The organism is Polyangiaceae bacterium, from assembly GCA_020633205.1.
Taxonomy (GTDB): Bacteria; Myxococcota_A; Polyangia; order Polyangiales; family Polyangiaceae; genus JAHBVY01.
Genome location: JACKEB010000011.1, coordinates 126,445 through 143,812, shown reverse-complemented (window position 1 = coordinate 143,812; position 17,368 = coordinate 126,445). Strand labels below are relative to the sequence as shown.

Annotated in this window: 13 protein-coding genes; 9 read left to right on the top strand and 4 right to left on the bottom strand. The window is 63.7% G+C overall.

Annotated features, from left to right (window positions below; genetic code table 11):
* Positions 1-34: 34 nt before the first annotated feature.
* Positions 35-1,198, top strand: a complete 1,164-nt coding sequence (locus H6718_07265) for a hypothetical protein (GenBank protein ID MCB9585180.1) — start codon at positions 35-37, stop codon at positions 1,196-1,198.
* Between the two features lie 21 nt (positions 1,199-1,219).
* Here the strand turns inward: H6718_07265 and H6718_07260 are convergent, their stop codons facing one another.
* A complete protein-coding gene (locus tag H6718_07260) occupies positions 1,220-2,791 on the bottom strand; it encodes an acyl-CoA carboxylase subunit beta (protein ID MCB9585179.1) in 1,572 nt (523 codons plus the stop codon).
* Positions 2,792-3,073: 282 nt separating this feature from the next.
* Between H6718_07260 and H6718_07255 the strand changes: the two genes are divergently transcribed.
* Positions 3,074-3,979 (top strand): fibro-slime domain-containing protein, encoded by a 906-nt coding sequence (locus H6718_07255; GenBank protein MCB9585178.1) that lies wholly within the window; start codon positions 3,074-3,076, stop codon positions 3,977-3,979.
* 34 nt (positions 3,980-4,013) lie between these two features.
* Here H6718_07255 and H6718_07250 read toward each other — a convergent pair whose 3' ends face one another.
* The 3 genes from H6718_07250 to H6718_07240 all read right to left on the bottom strand — a co-directional run bounded on the left by H6718_07250 (position 4,014) and on the right by H6718_07240 (position 7,505).
* Positions 4,014-4,901, bottom strand: a complete 888-nt coding sequence (locus tag H6718_07250) for a DUF4349 domain-containing protein (protein ID MCB9585177.1) — start codon at positions 4,899-4,901, stop codon at positions 4,014-4,016.
* A gap of 407 nt (positions 4,902-5,308) precedes the next feature.
* A complete protein-coding gene (locus tag H6718_07245) occupies positions 5,309-6,466 on the bottom strand; it encodes a KamA family radical SAM protein (protein ID MCB9585176.1) in 1,158 nt (385 codons plus the stop codon).
* The gene (locus tag H6718_07240; protein MCB9585175.1) at positions 6,423-7,505 is read right to left on the bottom strand and encodes a peptidyl-prolyl cis-trans isomerase; all 1,083 of its coding nucleotides are present in this window, start codon (positions 7,503-7,505) and stop codon (positions 6,423-6,425) included. Before H6718_07240 ends, H6718_07245 begins: the two co-directional genes overlap by 44 nt.
* A gap of 158 nt (positions 7,506-7,663) precedes the next feature.
* On the opposite strand from H6718_07240, the gene H6718_07235 reads away from it, so the two are divergent.
* The 7 genes from H6718_07235 (at position 7,664) to recF (ending at position 17,146) form a co-directional block, all read left to right on the top strand.
* A complete protein-coding gene (locus H6718_07235) occupies positions 7,664-8,392 on the top strand; it encodes a UMP kinase (GenBank protein MCB9585174.1) in 729 nt (242 codons plus the stop codon).
* 220 nt (positions 8,393-8,612) lie between these two features.
* Positions 8,613-9,119 carry a hypothetical protein gene (locus H6718_07230; GenBank protein ID MCB9585173.1) on the top strand — a complete coding sequence of 169 codons (507 nt, stop codon included), beginning with the start codon at positions 8,613-8,615 and terminating at the stop codon, positions 9,117-9,119.
* Positions 9,120-9,254: 135 nt separating this feature from the next.
* Positions 9,255-11,588, top strand: coding sequence for a heme lyase CcmF/NrfE family subunit (locus H6718_07225; GenBank protein MCB9585172.1), 2,334 nt, complete (start codon positions 9,255-9,257; stop codon positions 11,586-11,588).
* Between the two features lie 7 nt (positions 11,589-11,595).
* A complete protein-coding gene (locus H6718_07220) occupies positions 11,596-12,852 on the top strand; it encodes a zinc ribbon domain-containing protein (GenBank protein MCB9585171.1) in 1,257 nt (418 codons plus the stop codon).
* 4 nt (positions 12,853-12,856) lie between these two features.
* Positions 12,857-14,290 (top strand): carboxypeptidase regulatory-like domain-containing protein, encoded by a 1,434-nt coding sequence (locus H6718_07215; protein MCB9585170.1) that lies wholly within the window; start codon positions 12,857-12,859, stop codon positions 14,288-14,290.
* Positions 14,291-14,773: 483 nt separating this feature from the next.
* Complete coding sequence (gene dnaN, locus H6718_07210) at positions 14,774-15,913, top strand: DNA polymerase III subunit beta (GenBank protein MCB9585169.1); 1,140 nt, start codon at positions 14,774-14,776, stop codon at positions 15,911-15,913.
* Between the two features lie 111 nt (positions 15,914-16,024).
* Positions 16,025-17,146, top strand: coding sequence for a DNA replication and repair protein RecF (gene recF / locus H6718_07205; protein ID MCB9585168.1), 1,122 nt, complete (start codon positions 16,025-16,027; stop codon positions 17,144-17,146).
* Positions 17,147-17,368: the final 222 nt, after the last annotated feature.

Below are 17,368 nucleotides of genomic sequence, written 5' to 3'. Positions count from 1 at the left end.
CCGATGAGCGTCTGCGGCTAGACTTTACGTCAGCATGGTTTGGGGAAGACGAGGACTAACGGCCCTGCTCTCGGCGCCTTTGCTGATGGGCTGCGGCAAGGTCTCCAACATCGGAGCTGACACCGGCGGCGCGGGAGGTAGCGCTGGATCAACCGGTGGTGTGGCCAATGGCGGCGTTTCTGCCGGTGGCAGCGGCGGTGTGGCTAACGGTGGCTCTGGAAACGCGGGGAGCGGCACGGGGGGCACGGGTACGGCAGGCAGCGCCTTCGGAGGTGGACCCGGTACGGGTGGGAGCAGTGCAGGCGAGTCAGGCATCGGTGGTACGGGTGGCTTTGCTGGCGGGGGCTCCTTCGTGGATGAAGGCTTCTCCGTAAGCGAGTTCCAACTCGGCACTACGAACCCGGACGGCACCCCGAGCTCGAGCGCCTGGCAGTACTACGGGGACGACATTGACGGCCTCACGTCCTCCCAGGCGTCTTCCAATCATTGCACGCTGCAAGCTGGCGCGAACTCCAGTGTGAAGCGCGACGGACCGGACGGAGTCGACAACAGCTTTGGCGCAAACATCTTGCCGCTCCTCCTGAACACGGATTCCAGCGTGGAACAGGAACTCAACGCACGCGCTCAGGCAGGCGAATCAATCGCCATCGCGACGGGCCCTGGACTTGGGGTGGTGCTTCCAGGAAGCATGGGGCGCGCAAACACCTTCACGGGGAACACCCTCGGAGACTGGTGGGTCTCCGACCAAGACTATCCGGGCGGCAATGCCAATTGTCCACTAGAGGGCGAGACCCTCAACGGCGAAATCTACATCTGGGGCCAAGGCTTCTGGGAGTTGCCGCTGACTCTCGCCGGGTCGGAACTACTGGTTAGGGTTCGGCGTCCCGCGATTCGCGGAATACAAGCCGCGAACGGCCTGCCAACGGAGATGCGGCTCACCGGACTGATCCGCACGGAAGAGCTGGTGGAGTCGTTGCGTCAGGTGGCGGGGGCGCTGGATCCGTCGCTCTGCAGCGGGTCCACCTTCGACTCGATCGCCCAGCAAGTGCGCGCCGCGTCAGACATCCGGGACGACGGCACGAACGGGGACCCCAGCCTTGAGTGCAACGCGATCTCCTTCGGAATCGGGGTGAAGCTGAGCGGCGCCCTGATTCGGGGCTTCGTCCACCTCCCAGAGACGCCGAAGAGCTGCCCGTAGCGTCCTGTTAGAGCGCACCGCTTACAGCGGGATGTTGCCGTGCTTCTTCGGCGGGTTCTTCTCGCGCTTGGTGCTGAGCATCTCGAGCGCGGTGCAGAGGCGCGCGCGCACCTGACGCGGGTAGATGACTTCGTCGACAAAGCCTAGCTCCGCGGCCTTGTAGGGGTTCGCGAACTTGTCCTTGTACTCCTGTACGAAGGCCGCGCGCGTCGCTTCGGCGTCATCCGCCTTCTCGATTTCCTTGCGGTAAACGATGTTGACGGCGCCGTCGGAGCCCATCACCGCGATCTCAGCGGTGGGGAAGGCGAGGTTCACATCACCGCGGATGTGCTTGCTGCTCATGACGTCGTAAGCGCCACCGTAGGCCTTGCGGGTGATCACCGTCAGCTTCGGTACGGTTGCTTCGCAGAACGCGTACAACAGCTTGGCACCGTGGGTGATGATGCCCCGGTGCTCCTGGGTCACGCCGGGCAAGAAGCCGGGCACATCGACCCAGGTCACGATGGGTAGATTGAAGCAGTCGCAGAAACGCACGAAGCGCGCGGCCTTGATGCTGGCGTCAATGTCGAGCACACCGGCGAGCATCGCGGGCTGGTTTGCGACGATGCCAACCGGGCGTCCACCGAGGCGCGCGAAGCCGCAGACCATGTTGCGCGCGTACTGCTCTTGAACCTCGAAGAGGTAGCCATCATCGACCGCCGCGCGGATGACATTCTTCATGTCATACGGCTTGTTGCTTTCGCGCGGAATCATCGTGTCGAGGGCGCTTTCCTCACGATCCAGCGGATCAGACACGGGGCGGCGCGGAGGATCTTCCGTGTTGTTCGACGGCAAGAAGGAGAGCAGCTCACGCACTTGGGCGAGGCACGCCGCGTCGTCGGGCGCTGTGAAGTGACAGACGCCGCTCTTGCTGGCGTGGGCCGAAGCGCCACCGAGCTCTTCTTTGCTCACCTCTTCATGGGTCACCGTCTTGATGACGTCGGGCCCCGTGATGAACATGTAGCTCGACTCCTCCACCATGTGGATGAAGTCCGTGATGGCTGGGCTGTACACCGCGCCACCCGCGCACGGCCCCATGATCGCGCTGATCTGCGGGATGACACCGCTCGCCAACGTGTTGCGCAGGAAGATGTCGGCGTAGCCAGCGAGTGACTCGACACCCTCCTGAATGCGTGCGCCGCCCGAGTCGTTCAGGCCAATCACCGGCGCGCCAACCTTCATCGCCAGATCCATGATCTTGCAGATCTTCGAGGCGTAGGTGGCGCTCAAGGAGCCACCAAAAACCGTAAAGTCTTGAGCAAAGACGAACGTCTTACGGCCGTCGACGAAGCCGTAGCCAGTGACCACCCCGTCACCCAGCACCTTCTGCTCGTTCATGCCGAAGTCACCGCAGCGGTGGGTGACGAAGCGATCGACCTCGACGAATGAGCCGGGATCGAGCAACAGGTCGATGCGTTCCCGCGCGGTAAGCTTGCCAGCGGCGTGCTGCTTCTCGATGCGCGCCTTGCCCCCGCCCTCGAGGGCCTGGGCGTTCAACGCGTCGAGCTTTGCCAGAGTGGGATCAGCGGAGGGGGAGCTGTTATCGGACGACATGGCGCTCGCGCTGCTACCACGGAGAGCCTCATGAGTCAGCCTACACAGCGCGCCGTTCCGCTGCGGTTTGTGGGAGATTCTGCGGGTTTGCACCTGAATGTTTCAGCTGTGTTTCACGCGGTACCTGGCGCGGACCTACCGGCGCACCTCTCCCCCAAACCCGCTGAACAGTAAGTTTCAGCCACCCGCCGTCGAGAAAAACCGCAATACACTGCAGATTTCCCGGTTCGAACCGGACTCCAGCTTCCAGCCAAACTAGAATGCAGAAGCTTGGAGGTCGAAATGAAGCACGTCGCCTACGCAGTAGTTTTGTTCGGGTGCCTGGGGTCCGTTGCCTGCGGTGGATCCGGCGATGGCAGCACCATCGACAACGGGGGGAGCTCGAGCGGCGGCTCTGCGGCGAACGGCGGCTCCGCAGCGAATGGCGGTTCCAACAGCTTCGGCGGTACATTCAACACGGCAGGTCAAGGCAGCGGCGGCTCGTCGAACGGTGGCGCCGGAGGTGGCAAGTGTGATCCGAACCTGACGGGGCTAGTGCGGGACTTCAAGGCAGCAGAGGAGCCTGGAGGTCACCCTGACTTTCAAGCGTTCACCGGCAACGCCGCGTCCAAGGGCATCGTCGAGGACATGCTCGGTGCGGACCTGAAGCCCGTTTACAAGCCGAACGGAGCGTACGTCGGAGCCCAAGGCCAAGAGACAACCAGCAAAGAGCGCTACGACGAGTGGTACCGAGACACCGACGGCGTCAACAAGACGATCCAGTTCACCGTGCCGCTAACCGAAGGGCCGAACGGCATCAGTAGCTACGACAACGGCGCGTTCTTCCCCATCGATGGCCAGGGCTGGGGCAACTACCAGGCGTACAACAACGGCGAGCACAACTTCCATTTCACGTTCGAGCTGCACACGGAGTTCGCCTACAACGGTGGCGAAGTGTTCACGTTCACGGGCGATGATGATCTGTGGGTCTTCATCAACAAGCGCCTGGCGATCGATCTCGGCGGATTGCACCCCGAGCTGAGTGACTCCGTCAACCTGGACGACATCGCTCAAGACTTTGGCCTAGTAGTCGGCGAGACGTATTCCCTCGATCTGTTCCACGCGGAAAGACGCATCGAGGCGAGTCACTTCCGCATCGACACCAGCCTCGAGTTCACGAACTGCGACCCGATCATCGTACCCAAGTAGCGTCCACCAGCGTTTGAGCGCGCCCTTGTCGTGCTCACTCCGCTGACGCCTTCGCGGGCAGCTTGAGCGCGCCCACGCGCCTGAGGAACCAACGCCCCAGGTAGAAGCCAGGCAAGAACACCAGGAGCAGAATCGGGATCAGCGCACCAATCATGCGCATCAAGAAGACGAGCGTCGCTCCACCCACGTTGAGCACGTCCGCCCCGGCCTGACTGAAGCCTGCCCCCACCGCCGCAAAGGACGCACGCACCAGGGGCGCCGGCTGCTCGAAGTCGATGGTCACGGTGGAGAGGCTGATGGACTTGTCCAGGAACCGCTGACGGCCTTCAATCCTCTCTATTTCCGTACGGACACTGGCCAGCTGCTTCTGCACCGCAAGCAGGTCCTCTACCTTGGATGCGCCCTTGAGGATTTCCAGGTACTGAGTCTCAAGCGCCTTCTGGGTCTTCAAACGGGCCTCGAGATCGATCCACTCATCGGTGACGTCTTCGCTGGAGATGCGCTCGTTTGCTTCGCCCTGCTTGATGGCACGGAGCTCGCCGAGCGCGGTGTCCAGGTCGTCCGCCTTCACCTTCAACACCACCCGGAGGTGCTGATCTCGCGCGCTGTCCGTTCCGCGGCGCTCGGAGCTCACGACGTAGCCACCGTACTTCTTCGCAACGTCGGTCGCCGTCTTCTGCGCGTCGGCCAGGGACTTCACCTGAAGCTCGAGCTCCGCCTTGCGGATGACCTTGCGCGAGGCCACAGCGCCGGCCTTCGAAGACTCCTCGGTGGAATCAGTGGGCGCTGAGACCGCCTGAGGCACCGCGCCTGCACTCGGTGCTTCGTCACTCTGGCCCGCGCAAGCGCCGGATCCCAGAGCCAATGCCACGCACGCGCAGCTCAACGCAGCGTAGCTTCCCCACGCAGTCCATTTCGACATGAGCGAGCAACGGGTAGGGCGGCGACACCTTACACGGGCACCCTGATTTTTGTGTCATGCCGCGAATACGGCGTGAATCCAGGACCACATCGGGCTCGGGAGCATCGCTCTCGGCGTGGAGGGGGGCGGTCAATCGCGTCCTTCCGTGGATGCTCCAATCTCGCTGGGTTCCAATTGAACCGCGCGGAATCAGATGACCAAGACGCGCGACTGTGCGACCGCGAGGCACCCAAAGGGCCTCGAAACGGTCGGCCCCGAACTTGCAGCGTACGCGAAGTGGGTCGGCGTTCTTCCTTTTGGGTTTGGGGGTTAGGGTGCTTGCTCTGCGTGAGCTGGAGTCCGAGCCGCTGCTCCCCATGGCTCCGCCAACTGTAAGCGCGCCTAGCCTGCAGGCGAACTAGACAGCATCAAAGGGGCGGGTCGATGTAGTCCACTTCAACGCCACGCCAGGTGCGGAGCGTCGTGGAACCCGGCGCGACGTCGGTCGCGGCGCGCCGGCTGACGACCCACTCGGGTAGCACCGGTACCTTGCCCATGCCGCCGGGAGTGTCGACAATGAACTTCGGCACCGCGATACCCGTGAGGCGCCCTTGGAGCTGCTCCATGATGCCCAAGCCCACGTCGAGGGGCGTCCGCAAGTGCCCGGTGCCGCGCACCGGATCGGCTTGCAGCAAGTAGTACGGTCGCACACGCTCACGGATCAGGCCACGGAACAGCGCTTCCAGCGTTTCCGCGCGGTCATTGACTCCACGCAGCAGAACGCTCTGATTCATCACCGGAAAGCCCGCGTCTGCCAGTCGATTCAGTCCGGCGCGCGCTTCAGGCGTGAGCTCCTTGGGGTGATTGAAATGGGTCATCACCCACAGCGGATGAAAGGGCCGCAGCGCGTCGAGCAGCTCCGTGTCGATGCGCATCGGGAGCACGACAGGCACCCGCGTCGCCAGACGGATCGTCTCCACGCTTGGGATCGCTCGCACCGACTCCACGACGCGCTTGATGCGGCTGGTTGCCATGCTGAGCAAGTCACCGCCACTCAAGATCACATCGCGAACTTCCGGATGACTCTTGAGGTAGGCCAGGGCTGGCTCGAGGCGCTGATCGGGTCGTGGTCCCTCACCCGCGCCAACCATGCGGCTCCGCGTGCAGAAGCGGCAGTACACCGCGCACTGATCGGTCACGAGCAAGAGCGCCCGGTCGGGATAGCGCTGCACCAGCTCGGGCGCTGGGGAGTGCGCCTCTTCACCCAGCGGATCCCGCAGGTCCCCAGGCACTTCCGTCGCCTCCTCGGCGCTGGGCACCACTTGACGGCGAATCGGGCAGCTGGGGTCCTCTGGATCGATCAAATCGAAGTAATACGGCGTAATCCCGATAGGAAAGCCTTGGGATGCCGCACGCTCCGCGCCTTGCTGCTCTTCCGGCGTCAGACGCAGGCGCGCGCTGAGCTGCTCTACGCTGGAGACCGAATGACGCAGCTGCCAGCGCCAGTCGAGGGGCGATGCCGGGTCGACTCGAAGCTGCACGTCAATTCCCCGCGGAACTCGATGGCGCGACAGCAGCTGAGGCAGCCGCTGAAGGCGCGGGAGCGGCGCTCTGCTCCGAAGGTAGCTTCACCTTCTCCAACGCCTTCTCGTCGATCTTCACCGGATACTTCTCACGCAGCTCTTTCTCGAGCTTCTCTTCTGCCGCGCGGATATGCTCCTGGACCAAAGACACACGAATGCTGCGCTCCGCTTCCTTGAAGGGGCGGTCGCGCGCGTCGGTCTTGCCGATCAAGCGCACGATGTAGAACCTGCCGGAGTCTTCCACCACACCGTCGCTCACCTCGCCCACCTTGGCGATCTTGAAGACGGCTTCGCGCACGGCGTTGGGAACACGCTGGTTGGCACCGCGCTCGACTCCTGGCGCGGAGACGATGCCCAAGTCGCCGGCGAGCTCGAGGGGAGCGGTGGGCGACGGGTTTGGCGGCTTCTCGAGGGAGTTCTCCATCACGAGCTTGCCCCACTGCATCGGCGTCGCTTTCAGTGCCTGAGGCAACAACGTCTTCGCCTTGCCAGCGTCGCCGAGCACGATCACCGCCACGCGTCGACGCTCGGGCTCGCGGAAGTCGTCTCGATGCTTCTCGTAGTACTTGCGAGCGTCAGCCTCACTGACGGACTCGGGACCGGGGACGTCACGACGCAGCTTCTTCAGCACTTCGTTGCGCAGGATGATGCGGACGCGCTCCTGAGTTTCAGGGCGCTTGTCCAGGCCGCGGCGCTCGGCCTCTTGGGCCAGGAGCTCCACCTGAATCATCTCATCGAGCAGTTGCTTGCGCCGGTCGGGCGACTGGTAGCGCAGCCGCTCGAACTGATCCATGCGCTCGAGGGTGGCCGCATACTCACCCAAGGTGATCTCTCGGTCGCCCACCTTGGCGAGCACCTTCGAAGCCAACTCCGGAGGTAGTGGGCCACTGCTGTTGCTCGACGCGGGAGCCTCGCCCCCATTGCCTTCGTCGCAGCCGCTGCACCCAATCAATCCAGCGCACGCCACACAGGCGATCAGTGTGCGTCGCAGCGCCCCGTGGAGGGAGCTTGGCGCAGAACCAGGCGGAAAGACGAAGCGCATTCGAGCCCCCGGGATACTACGCGTCGCCAAACGGCGCCAGACAGCTGCACCATACACCGCACAAGATTCCGCCAGGTTGCGCCGCCCCCCGCGGCGAAACACATCAGGGCGCGCGCGGATGGTTGCGCGCCCAAGTTCACGTGAGTAGGAAGCTGCTCGTGAGCGACTCTGGAGATCTCAAGTACCGTCGTATCGTCCTCAAGCTGAGCGGTGAGGCGCTCTGCGGGAAAGAAGGGGGCTTCGGCATCGACACCGCCACCCTGAAGAACACCGCGAGAGAGATCGCCGAAGTCGCGAAGACCGGCGTTCAGCTCGGCCTGGTGGTGGGAGGCGGTAACATCTTCCGCGGCCTGAAGGGCGCCAGCGAAGGCATGGACCGCGCGCAGAGCGACTACATGGGCATGCTCGCGACGGTGATCAACTCCCTCGCGCTGCAGGACGCGCTGGAAAACAGCGGCGCCAAGACCCGCGTGATGACCGCCCTCGAGATCCGTGACGTCGCGGAGCCCTACATTCGCAGGCGTGCGATTCGCCACCTGGAGCGCGGCTACGTGGTCGTGTTCGCTGCGGGCACCGGCAACCCTTATTTCTCTACGGATACGGCCGCCGCGCTGCGCGCCATGGAAATCCGAGCCGATGCGCTGTTCAAGGCAACGAAGGTCGACGGCATCTACGACCGCGATCCGCGCAAGCACGACGACGCGAAGATGTACCGCCAGGTGAGCTACGATAAGTTCCTCGCGGCACATCTCGGCGTGATGGACTCCACGGCGGTGACGTTGTGCCGCGAGAACGGCATGCCCATCCGTGTGTTCAAGATGATCGAGGGGAACATCCGCGCCGTGGCCAAGGGCGAGGACGTGGGCACCGTGGTCGGCGAAGACTGAGCGGCGGCTCGGGGTCTGTCGCGGTGGCCTTTCAGGGCACCTCACCCCCAAACTCTGATGGAGTTCGCGAGTGGGTTGAGCAATGCTTACCGCTGGCTCAAGGCGATCTAGTCTCCGGCGGAATTCCCGAGTATTTTCGGGGGTTAGGAGCACTAGGCTCAGGCTTTTTCGGACTTTTCGAGGGAGGCGCTGAGCTTCCCCGCGTAAACTGAGGGCGGTTATGGCTGACGATTGTTCGCGTCTTCGAGGGAAGTGGCTGAGTCGGCGGGCGGCGCTGGTCGTGGCGCTGATCGGTCTGAGTTTCAGCGGGCATGCCGTTGCAGCAGACGAAAAGCCTGCCCCAGCAGCCGCGGCCGCGTCGCCATTGAGCGAGCGCTTCGAGCAGCTGAGCAAGACCATCGGCTCGATCGACGCGAGCGGTGTTCCGTGCAAGCTGGGTGACCAAGCGGTGGGCTGCGCCGAGGCGGCGAAAGCGGCAAGCGTCGACCTGAAGCAAGTGCGCAAGCAGCTGACCCGCGAGATCCGCCAGCTGCGCAAAGCGAAGGCCAAAGAGAAGCTCGCGCGCGCGCTGGAGTTCGGCAGCAGCCTGAACCGGCTCAAGACCGGCTTACGCAAGTTGGGGGCCGCAGACAACGCGGAAGCCGCACAAGATGCGCTCAGCCAGCTGAACGAGCAGCTCGGGAAGGCGAAAGCGCAGCTGCAACAGCTGAACGCCGACGCCTCGTAAGCAACGTTTCGGCGTAGCCAGCTCACCCCAACGGGTGCCGTTTCGTAGGCTGACCCCCTGCGACAAAGCGCCGACGCGCTTTCCTGCGCAGGGTTCCGGCGTGTGCGGGAAATCAGGGTAGAGTGCCCCTACGTCATGTGGGAGACACTACCGGAGTTTGGCACTGGAGTTTTGTACGCCGTGCTCGTCGCGGCTGCATACACGTTCGCGGTGTCTATCGCCTCGGCCCGGGGTAACCCGAGGCTCCTGAGCGCGGCGCGCTGGGGTGCGTACGGCACCTGCGCGATGATTGGGCTGGGCGTGCTGCTGCTCGCGTACGCCTTCATCACCCATGATTTCCGCATCCGATATGTAGCTCGCTACTCGGATCGCTCGATGACCGACCCGTACCTGCTGACCGCGCTTTGGGGTGGGCAAGACGGGTCGCTGTTGTGGTGGTCGTTCCTGCTCGCCATCTACACCTCGAGCGCTGTTGCGTGGATGCGTGGAAAGTACCGCGCGCTGCAGCCTTATGTGATCGCGACGCTGATGGTGGTGATCAGCTTCTTCGGGATCCTGATGCTGTTCGCCGCGAACCCGTTCGAGGTCGCGATCGGTGGTGGCAAGCTGGATGGCGAGGGTTTGAACCCGCTGCTGCAGAACTTCTACATGATCATCCACCCGCCGAGCCTCTACATCGGCTTCGTTGGGTGTTCGATTCCGTTCGCCTTCGCCATGGCGGCGCTGGTGACGGGGCGCCTCGACAACGAGTGGATCAATGCCGCGCGGAAGTGGATGCTGTTCGCCTGGCTGTTCCTCAGCATCGGCAACGCGCTCGGCATGCTCTGGGCCTATGAGGAGCTTGGCTGGGGCGGTTACTGGGCCTGGGATCCAGTGGAGAACGCGGCGTGTCTGCCCTGGTGGACTGCCAGCGCCTACCTCCACTCGACCATGATCCAGGAGCGGCGCGTGATGTTCAAAGTCTGGAACTTGTTCCTGATTTGCCTCACGTTCTTCCTCACCATCTTCGGGACCTTCCTGACGCGCTCGGGGATGATCGCCAGCGTGCACTCGTTCGCGCAGAGCGAGATCGGGATCTTCTTCGTCTACTTCATGGTGTTCATCTTCCTGGTGAGCACCGTGCTGATCATCCTGCGCATCCCGAAGCTGACCAGCGAATCACACATCGAGTCCGTGGCGAGCCGCGAAGCGGCGTTCGTGCTCAACAACTGGGCGCTGCTCGCGATCATGGTGTTCATCGCGATCACCACGCTGTACCCGAAGATCAGCGAGCTCATCTACAAGGAGTCCGTGAGCGTCGGCGCGCCGTTCTACAACCGCTGGCTGGCGCCGATGGGCATCGCGGTGTTCTTGCTGATGGGCGTCGCTCCGCTGCTTGGCTGGCGCAAGACATCGCCAGACGCATTGCTCAAGGCGGCGGCTATTCCTACGGCGGCCGGGGTGATCGCCGGCGTGTTGCACCTGCTCGTCGGCAAGAGCTTGGGCTACCCGGCCATCGTGGAGCAGGACGTGTTCTACGTCGAAGCCTGGTACGGGCCGGCGCTGCGCTACTTCGGCATGGTGGTGCCGGTGCTCATCGTCTCGCTCAGCGCGTTCAACCTCGCGGTGATCATTCAGGAGTTCCAGCGCGGCACCGGCGCGCGCATGCGCAACACGAAGGAGGGCGCCTTCACTGCGTTGGTGCGCCTCGTGGGCAAGAACCGTCGGCGCTACGGCGGCTACGTCGTGCACCTCGGCATCGTGTTCATGTTCATGGGCTTCGTCGGTCGCTCCTGGGGCGCCGACAAGGAAGTCAGCTTGATGCCGGGTCAGACCTACCAGCTGCGCGACTACGAGGTGCAATACAAGGGTCCGCGCATGGAGGTCGACACCACCAAGCGCATGATTTTCGCGGACATGCTGGTGAGTCATGTGTCCAAGGACGGCACCCGTACCCTGGTTGGTGAAGCCAGCCCCGCGAAGTTCATCTATCGCAAGGGCGGCATGCCGACGACCGAGGTGAGCATCCTTCGTGGTTTCCGTGCAGATTTTTACTCGATCCTCGGTTCAGCGGATCCCAGCAGCAAACGCGCGACGTTCCACCTGCACGTGAACCCGATGGTGAGTTGGATCTGGATCGGCGTGGCGATCCTGATCTTGGGCGCATGCGTCAGCCTTTGGCCCGAAGTGAGCTTGAGCGAGGCGACGGTTCTCAGCTACGCGCGGGTGACGGTCGGCGCTGCAACCGGACTGATGTTCGCGGTGATGTTCGCGGCAGCGCCCGCCACCGCCTCAGCGCGGACTCTCACTGCCCGTGCGCCACCAAGCGCCCAGGCGTCCACGGAGATGCCAACGCTCACTCGCATGCCCTGGGAGATGCTCGCAGCGAGCGCCGGTGGCCTGGTGCTGGGCGTAGGCACCGTGGTCGGTGTATATCGACGCCGCCGCAACGCCCGGAGCCAGGGCGGCGGCTCCAAGCAGCCTGCCTGAGCGCCGCATGAGTCAACGCGAAGAGTCCGCCTCCAAGTCCGCTGGCAAGGGCAAGTCCGGAAAAAAAACCGGAAAAAAAGCCGGTAAGCCGGGCAAAACCGTTCCCAAGAAGCAGTCGAAGCGCCGATCGGGTCAGCACTCGACGGATCCGTCGACGCCCAGGTCCAAGCTGCAAGACAAGCTGCGGGAGGCGGAAAACCGCGAGTACCGCTCGTCGCGCACCGACAAGGTGGTGGGTGCTGCAGCAGCGCCGACCAAGCTTGATGAGTTCTTCGACAGTGTATCCCAGCACAAGGCCTGGGCGATTCCGCTGATCGTCGTCGCCGCGGTGGGCGCGGGGGCCTACGCGGGCGTCGGGACGGCGCTGTTGGTGCTGGCGGGCGCCTTCATGCTGTTCGTCATCTCGAGCTTCTGGGCGTCAGTGCAGAGCCTCACCGGTGAAGCCGATCTGAACCTGGACGAAGCGCTCAGCCTGGCCGCGCCTAGCGCCGAGCTCGAGCAGAAGCGCGCCACGCTGCGCGCGCTCAAGGACCTGGAGTTCGAGCACAGCATCGGCAAAATCACCGACGCTGACTACAAGGACCTTTCCGCGAGGTACCGCGCTGAGGCCAAGCGCTTGCTCCAACAGCTGAGCGGCGTCGAGGGCAAGTCTCGGAAACGAGCCGAGAAGCTCCTCGAGCTCAAGCTGCTCGAAGCGGATCCCGACGTGAAGATCGCGTTGCCGTCTGAAGTAGAGGACAGCCTCGCCAACCTCTCGGAGGACAAGCGAGAGCGGGTGGAAAACCTGCTGAAATCGAGTGCTTTCAACGCGGCCCGGGCAAAGGCCCAGGGCTTGCTGGACGCGGAAGACGAAGACGAAGCGGCCGCAAGCGATGAGGCCGATTCAGCCGCCGCTGCCGCACCCGCTGAGGACGCCGAAGGGGAACCCGGAAGCGACCAGGACGAAGACGAAGACGAGCACAACGCAGTCGAGTCGCAAGAGGAAGACTCGGACGAGGACGAAGACTCGGACGACCAGGACGAAGACTCGGACGAGGGCTTCGTGGACGATCCGGTGACGAGCAAGCAAGGCGTGACTGGACCAAGTCGCCTCTGCAAGGCCTGCAAAACTCGCAACGTCTTGGCCAACACGCACTGCGCTGAGTGCGACGCACCGCTCGCGGGACCTGAAGAGCTGCTTTGCAGCGCTTGCCCTGCGGTCTACTCAGACTCCGAAGACGCCTGTCCAGTGTGCGGCGTCGCCGCGCCCGAGGACCAGGACTGATCCGATGAAGAGCGCTCAAACCTCCCGCCTCGCGTGGCTGATCGCCTGCGCCTTGTGCCTTTTCTCGAGCTCTGCCGCGGCTCAACCAGCTCCGCAGGGAAACGGAACCCCGGCACAAGCAGGAGCGGCGAAGCCTGGATCGCCCGCACAACCCGGCGCAACGAAGCCCGGTGCAAAGCCGACGCCGAAAGCTGCGCCCAGCGCGGCGCCCTCTGCTGCACCGTCAGGCTCTGCCGCGGCACCGTCAGCCGCGCCGGATCCCCACGCCGGTGGCATGCCGAGCGGCCATCCTCGGGTGAGCCCAAGCGACAGCGAAATGGGCTTCAATCCCGTGCCCGACCGCAGCACGCCGAGCCCGTTGGTGCCGAAACACACCATCGAGGTGCGTGTGGTCGACGCGGACGGAAAGCCATTGCCAGGCGTCCAGGTGAAGCTCGGCATTTTGCGTCAATCCGTAGCAGCTGGCGAAGAGCGAGAACACCGCACGGCAACGGCGGACGCGAGCGGCATCGTACACTTCGAGAAGTTGCCGGGGCACGACACCAGCTACTCCTATCGCGTCAGCGTATCCCGCGACGGTGCCAACTTCGCAGCCGCCCCATTCAACCTCGACGAAAACAACGGGCAGCAAGTCATCCTGCATTTGTATGACGTGGTCCGCGATCTCGAGACCACGCGCCTCGGCATGTTCGCCATGCTGTACGTCGAGACGCGCGACGACGTGTTCCAGTTCGAGGTGATGTTCCGGGTGTTCAACATCGGGCGCACCGCGTGGGTCCCGCAGAACATCACGATCGGGCTGCCAAAAGGCTGGAAAGCGTTTCGCGCTCAGGATGCCATGAGCGACGTGCGCTTCGAGAGCGTCGACGATCGCGTGGAGCTTCACGGAACCTTTACCCCGGGGCAACACGAGGTCGGCTTCCAGTTTCAGGTCCCGAACGACCAAACGGAGACGCGCAACTTCGACATCCGGCTTCCACCACGCGTGGGGCAGATGCAGGTGATCGCGGCCGCACCGCAGACCATGGATCTCGAGGTGGCGGGCTTTGATGCGGCGCAACCCACAGCCGCCCGCGACGGCTCACGCAACCTCGTCGCCATCAAGCGCATGAAGCCCGGCGATGGCGCCCTCGATCGGGTGAGCATCACGTTGAGCGGCATCCCGACCCGCGGTCCCGGCGCTTGGATTGCCGTCGCCATCGCTCTGGCGGCGGTCGCGGCGGGCCTCTTCTTCGCGCTCCGCAAGCAAGCTGATGCCGAAAAGAAAGCGCCTGAAGAGCTGCTCGAGGCCCAGGAACTGATCCTGGACGAGCTGGTGCGGCTGACCCACGCGCACGAGCGGGGCGAGATCGGCCCGAAGACCTTCCAGAGGGCCCGCCAGGGGCTATTGGACGCCGCCGCTCGGCTGAACCAGCAGCTCACGGGCGCAGCGTCCTGAGACTCGCTGGCGCTCCTCAGGCGCGCAGCAGCGAAAAGTCACCCGCTTCAACCACGACTGAAGTGCAGCAGGCGCGGACGTTTGTGCGTCCATCCGCCAGAAATGTTCCATTCACCGAACGCTCCAACCGATGAATGTAATCCACAACCTGGGGATAGCTTTGGGAAAACCCTGCTGAGAGTTCGGGTATGGATCTGGGAGAAACCGGAAGGTCCGGATTGGTACCCAAGTAGCCTACATCCGGCTACCAGCATCCATCCCCATGGACGTGGATACATTTCCAAAACGATTTCAATCGGTTGCCGAGTTGTCCCCGCTCTCCACAGCCCCTACTACAACTACCCTAAATTTAAATTTCTAGAGATCTATTAGAGTAGTAAGCAAGTCCCGATCCTGGTTGACCGTTCAGTAGAAAAAAGGTGCTTCGAGAGGTCCTCTCAACGGTAGCCCTCAGCCAAATCCACGACTAGACGTGATGCCCTCATGCACGTCGTCGTCAGCAAGAAGGACCTCCTGCGCATCCTCAATCGCTGTCAGGGAGTGGCCGACAAGAAGAGCACCATGCCCGTGCTGGGCAACGTCCTGCTCGAGGCGCAAGCCGGCTCAATCCAACTCTCAGCGACGGACCTCTACGTGGCGGTGCGCGGCTCCGTGAAGGCGGAAGTCGAGCAGCCCGGCACCATCGCCGTGGGTGCACGCGATCTGTTCGAGCGCGTGAAGATGATGCCCGAGGGACAGGTCTCCATCAGCACCTCGGAAGGTGCTGCAACGACGATCCGCGCGGTTGGCTCGGCACGCCGCTACACCTTGCATGGGATCCCCGGTGATGAGTTTCCGAAGCTGCCCGCGCCCGATGACGCGGCACCCTCGATGAGTCTCCCCGTGGATACGCTTCACGACCTGATCGCCAAGACGCACTTCAGCATTTCCACGGACGAAACTCGCCTGCACCTGAACAGCGCCCTGTTCGAGTGGGACGGTGAGCGTGTCCGCATGGTAACGACCGACGGTCACCGGCTGAGCAAGATGGAAGTCAGCGTTCCCGGCAAGAACGCGACGGCTACCATGCTGATCCCGAACAAGGGCATTCAGGAGCTGAAGCGGCTGTGTGAGGAGGCCCGCAGCGAGAAGACGGATGAGGCTTCGCCTGAGCTCACTATGACCCAAAGCGGGCCCAACGCATTCTTCTCGCTGGGCGGTTTCCAGTTCAGCGTCAAGCTCGTAGACGCTCAGTTCCCGCCCTATCAGCGCGTGATTCCAGAGCAGACCGAGCGGGCCATTCGTGCGCCCAAAGACGCCGTGCAAGAGGCGCTAGGTGCCGTCAGCGTGGCCGCGAGCGATCGCACCGGTGGCGTGAAGCTGACCATCACCGAAGACAAGATCCGCTTCGAGTCGGAGAGCCCCGAGAGCGGTGCGGGCTTCGACGAGATCGCCGTGGACTACCGCGGGGCAGAGGTCACCGTCGGTTTCAACGCCCGCTACTTCATCGACGTGCTCAAGGTGGTTGATGACGACGAAGTGATTCTGGGGATCAGCGGCGAGCTGGATCCCGCCGTGGTGCGGCCCGCCCATGAGGACACCACCAAGAATCACGTCGCCGTGATCATGCCGATGCGCATCTGAGCCGCGCCCGGAGCGGCGCTTCGTTGCTCCAGCGGTCTCAAGCGTTGCAGCAGCAGTTGCGGCAATATCGGCCCCTGGCTGCTCCGCGTGGCAGCCCAAAAAGCTTTCCGCATGGTCAACCCGCTGGTCATCGAGTCGCTCTCGGTTCGCTCCTTTCGCAACATCGAGCGCATCGACCTCGAGCCGGCTCCGCGCCTGAATGTGCTGGCGGGTGACAACGGGCAGGGCAAGACCAGCCTGCTCGAAGCCATCTACTACCTGGCCACGAGTCGCTCGTTTCGCGCCGAGCGCATGCGCGAACTCGTCCGCGAAGGCGACGCTACAGCCAGCGTCAAGGCGAGCATCCTCGAGCAAGCAGAGCGTCGCGAGCAGCGAGCAGCGATCAGCGGCGGCCGTCGCAACCTCAAGCTCGACGGCAAGACGCCAGAGCGCCTCTCGAGTTACGCGACGCGCACGCCGGTCGTCGTGTTCCATCCCGGCGATCTTCAGCTCGGTAGTGGACCCGCGAGTGTGCGCCGAACGTTGCTCGACCGCGTCTCGCTCTACTTCGAACCCATCGCGATGGACCATCGCCTGCGCTACACGCGAGCGAGCAAGGAACGCCAGCGAGTGCTCGAGGAGCGCGGAAGTGAAGCGTCAGAGCTCGAGGTTTTCGAGACCCTGATGGCTCGCCATGGTTGTCACGTCCAGGCGGCGCACCGGCGGGCAGCAGAGCGCCTTTCAGCGGCTCTGGCGCCGGCGTTTCAGCGCATGGCGGCGCCCGATCTAGTTTTGGGGGTGAGGTTTGCTCCGGGCGGCAGCGAGGACCAAGCGGAGTTCCTGCAAGAGCTGCGCGTTCGTCGCCGTGCGGATATGCGCGCGCGGCGTCCGGGCTTCGGGCCACAGAAAGACGAGCTGGAGCTCTCCATCGATGGGCGATCGGTGCGTCGCCACGCGTCTCAAGGTCAGCTGCGGATCCTCACCCTTGCGTTGAAGCTGGCCGAGCTCGAGTGCGTGCGTGAGGCCCGTCAGGCACACCCCATCTTGCTCTTGGACGACGTCTCCAGTGAGCTCGACCCGGAACGCACGGGCGCCGTGTATCGATTCGTGCGCGAAGCGGTGTGCCAGGTGTTCGTCACGACGACTCGCCCAGAGCTCTTCACCACGCCGGATCTGGAGCCCGGAGAGCGCCTGGATTGGCGTCTCAGAGCGGGTGTCTTGAGCGCTGTGAATGGCCCGCTGGGTGCGCTCTGAGCGCACGCTTGCAGTGGTCTCGTCCCTGCCCCGCGGCGGCATTGGACAACGCTCGGAACGAACTGGCGAAGTGTTCGATATCGCAGGGGAATCTGAGGCACTTCTGGGGCGTTTTAAGTGGCTCCAAAGGGCCCTTTTCGCTATAACTTCAGGCGCTCTAGCCCTGCGCCCAACAGCCCTCGGATCCCAAGCTCATTCTGGGCCACTCATCAGACGAAAGCG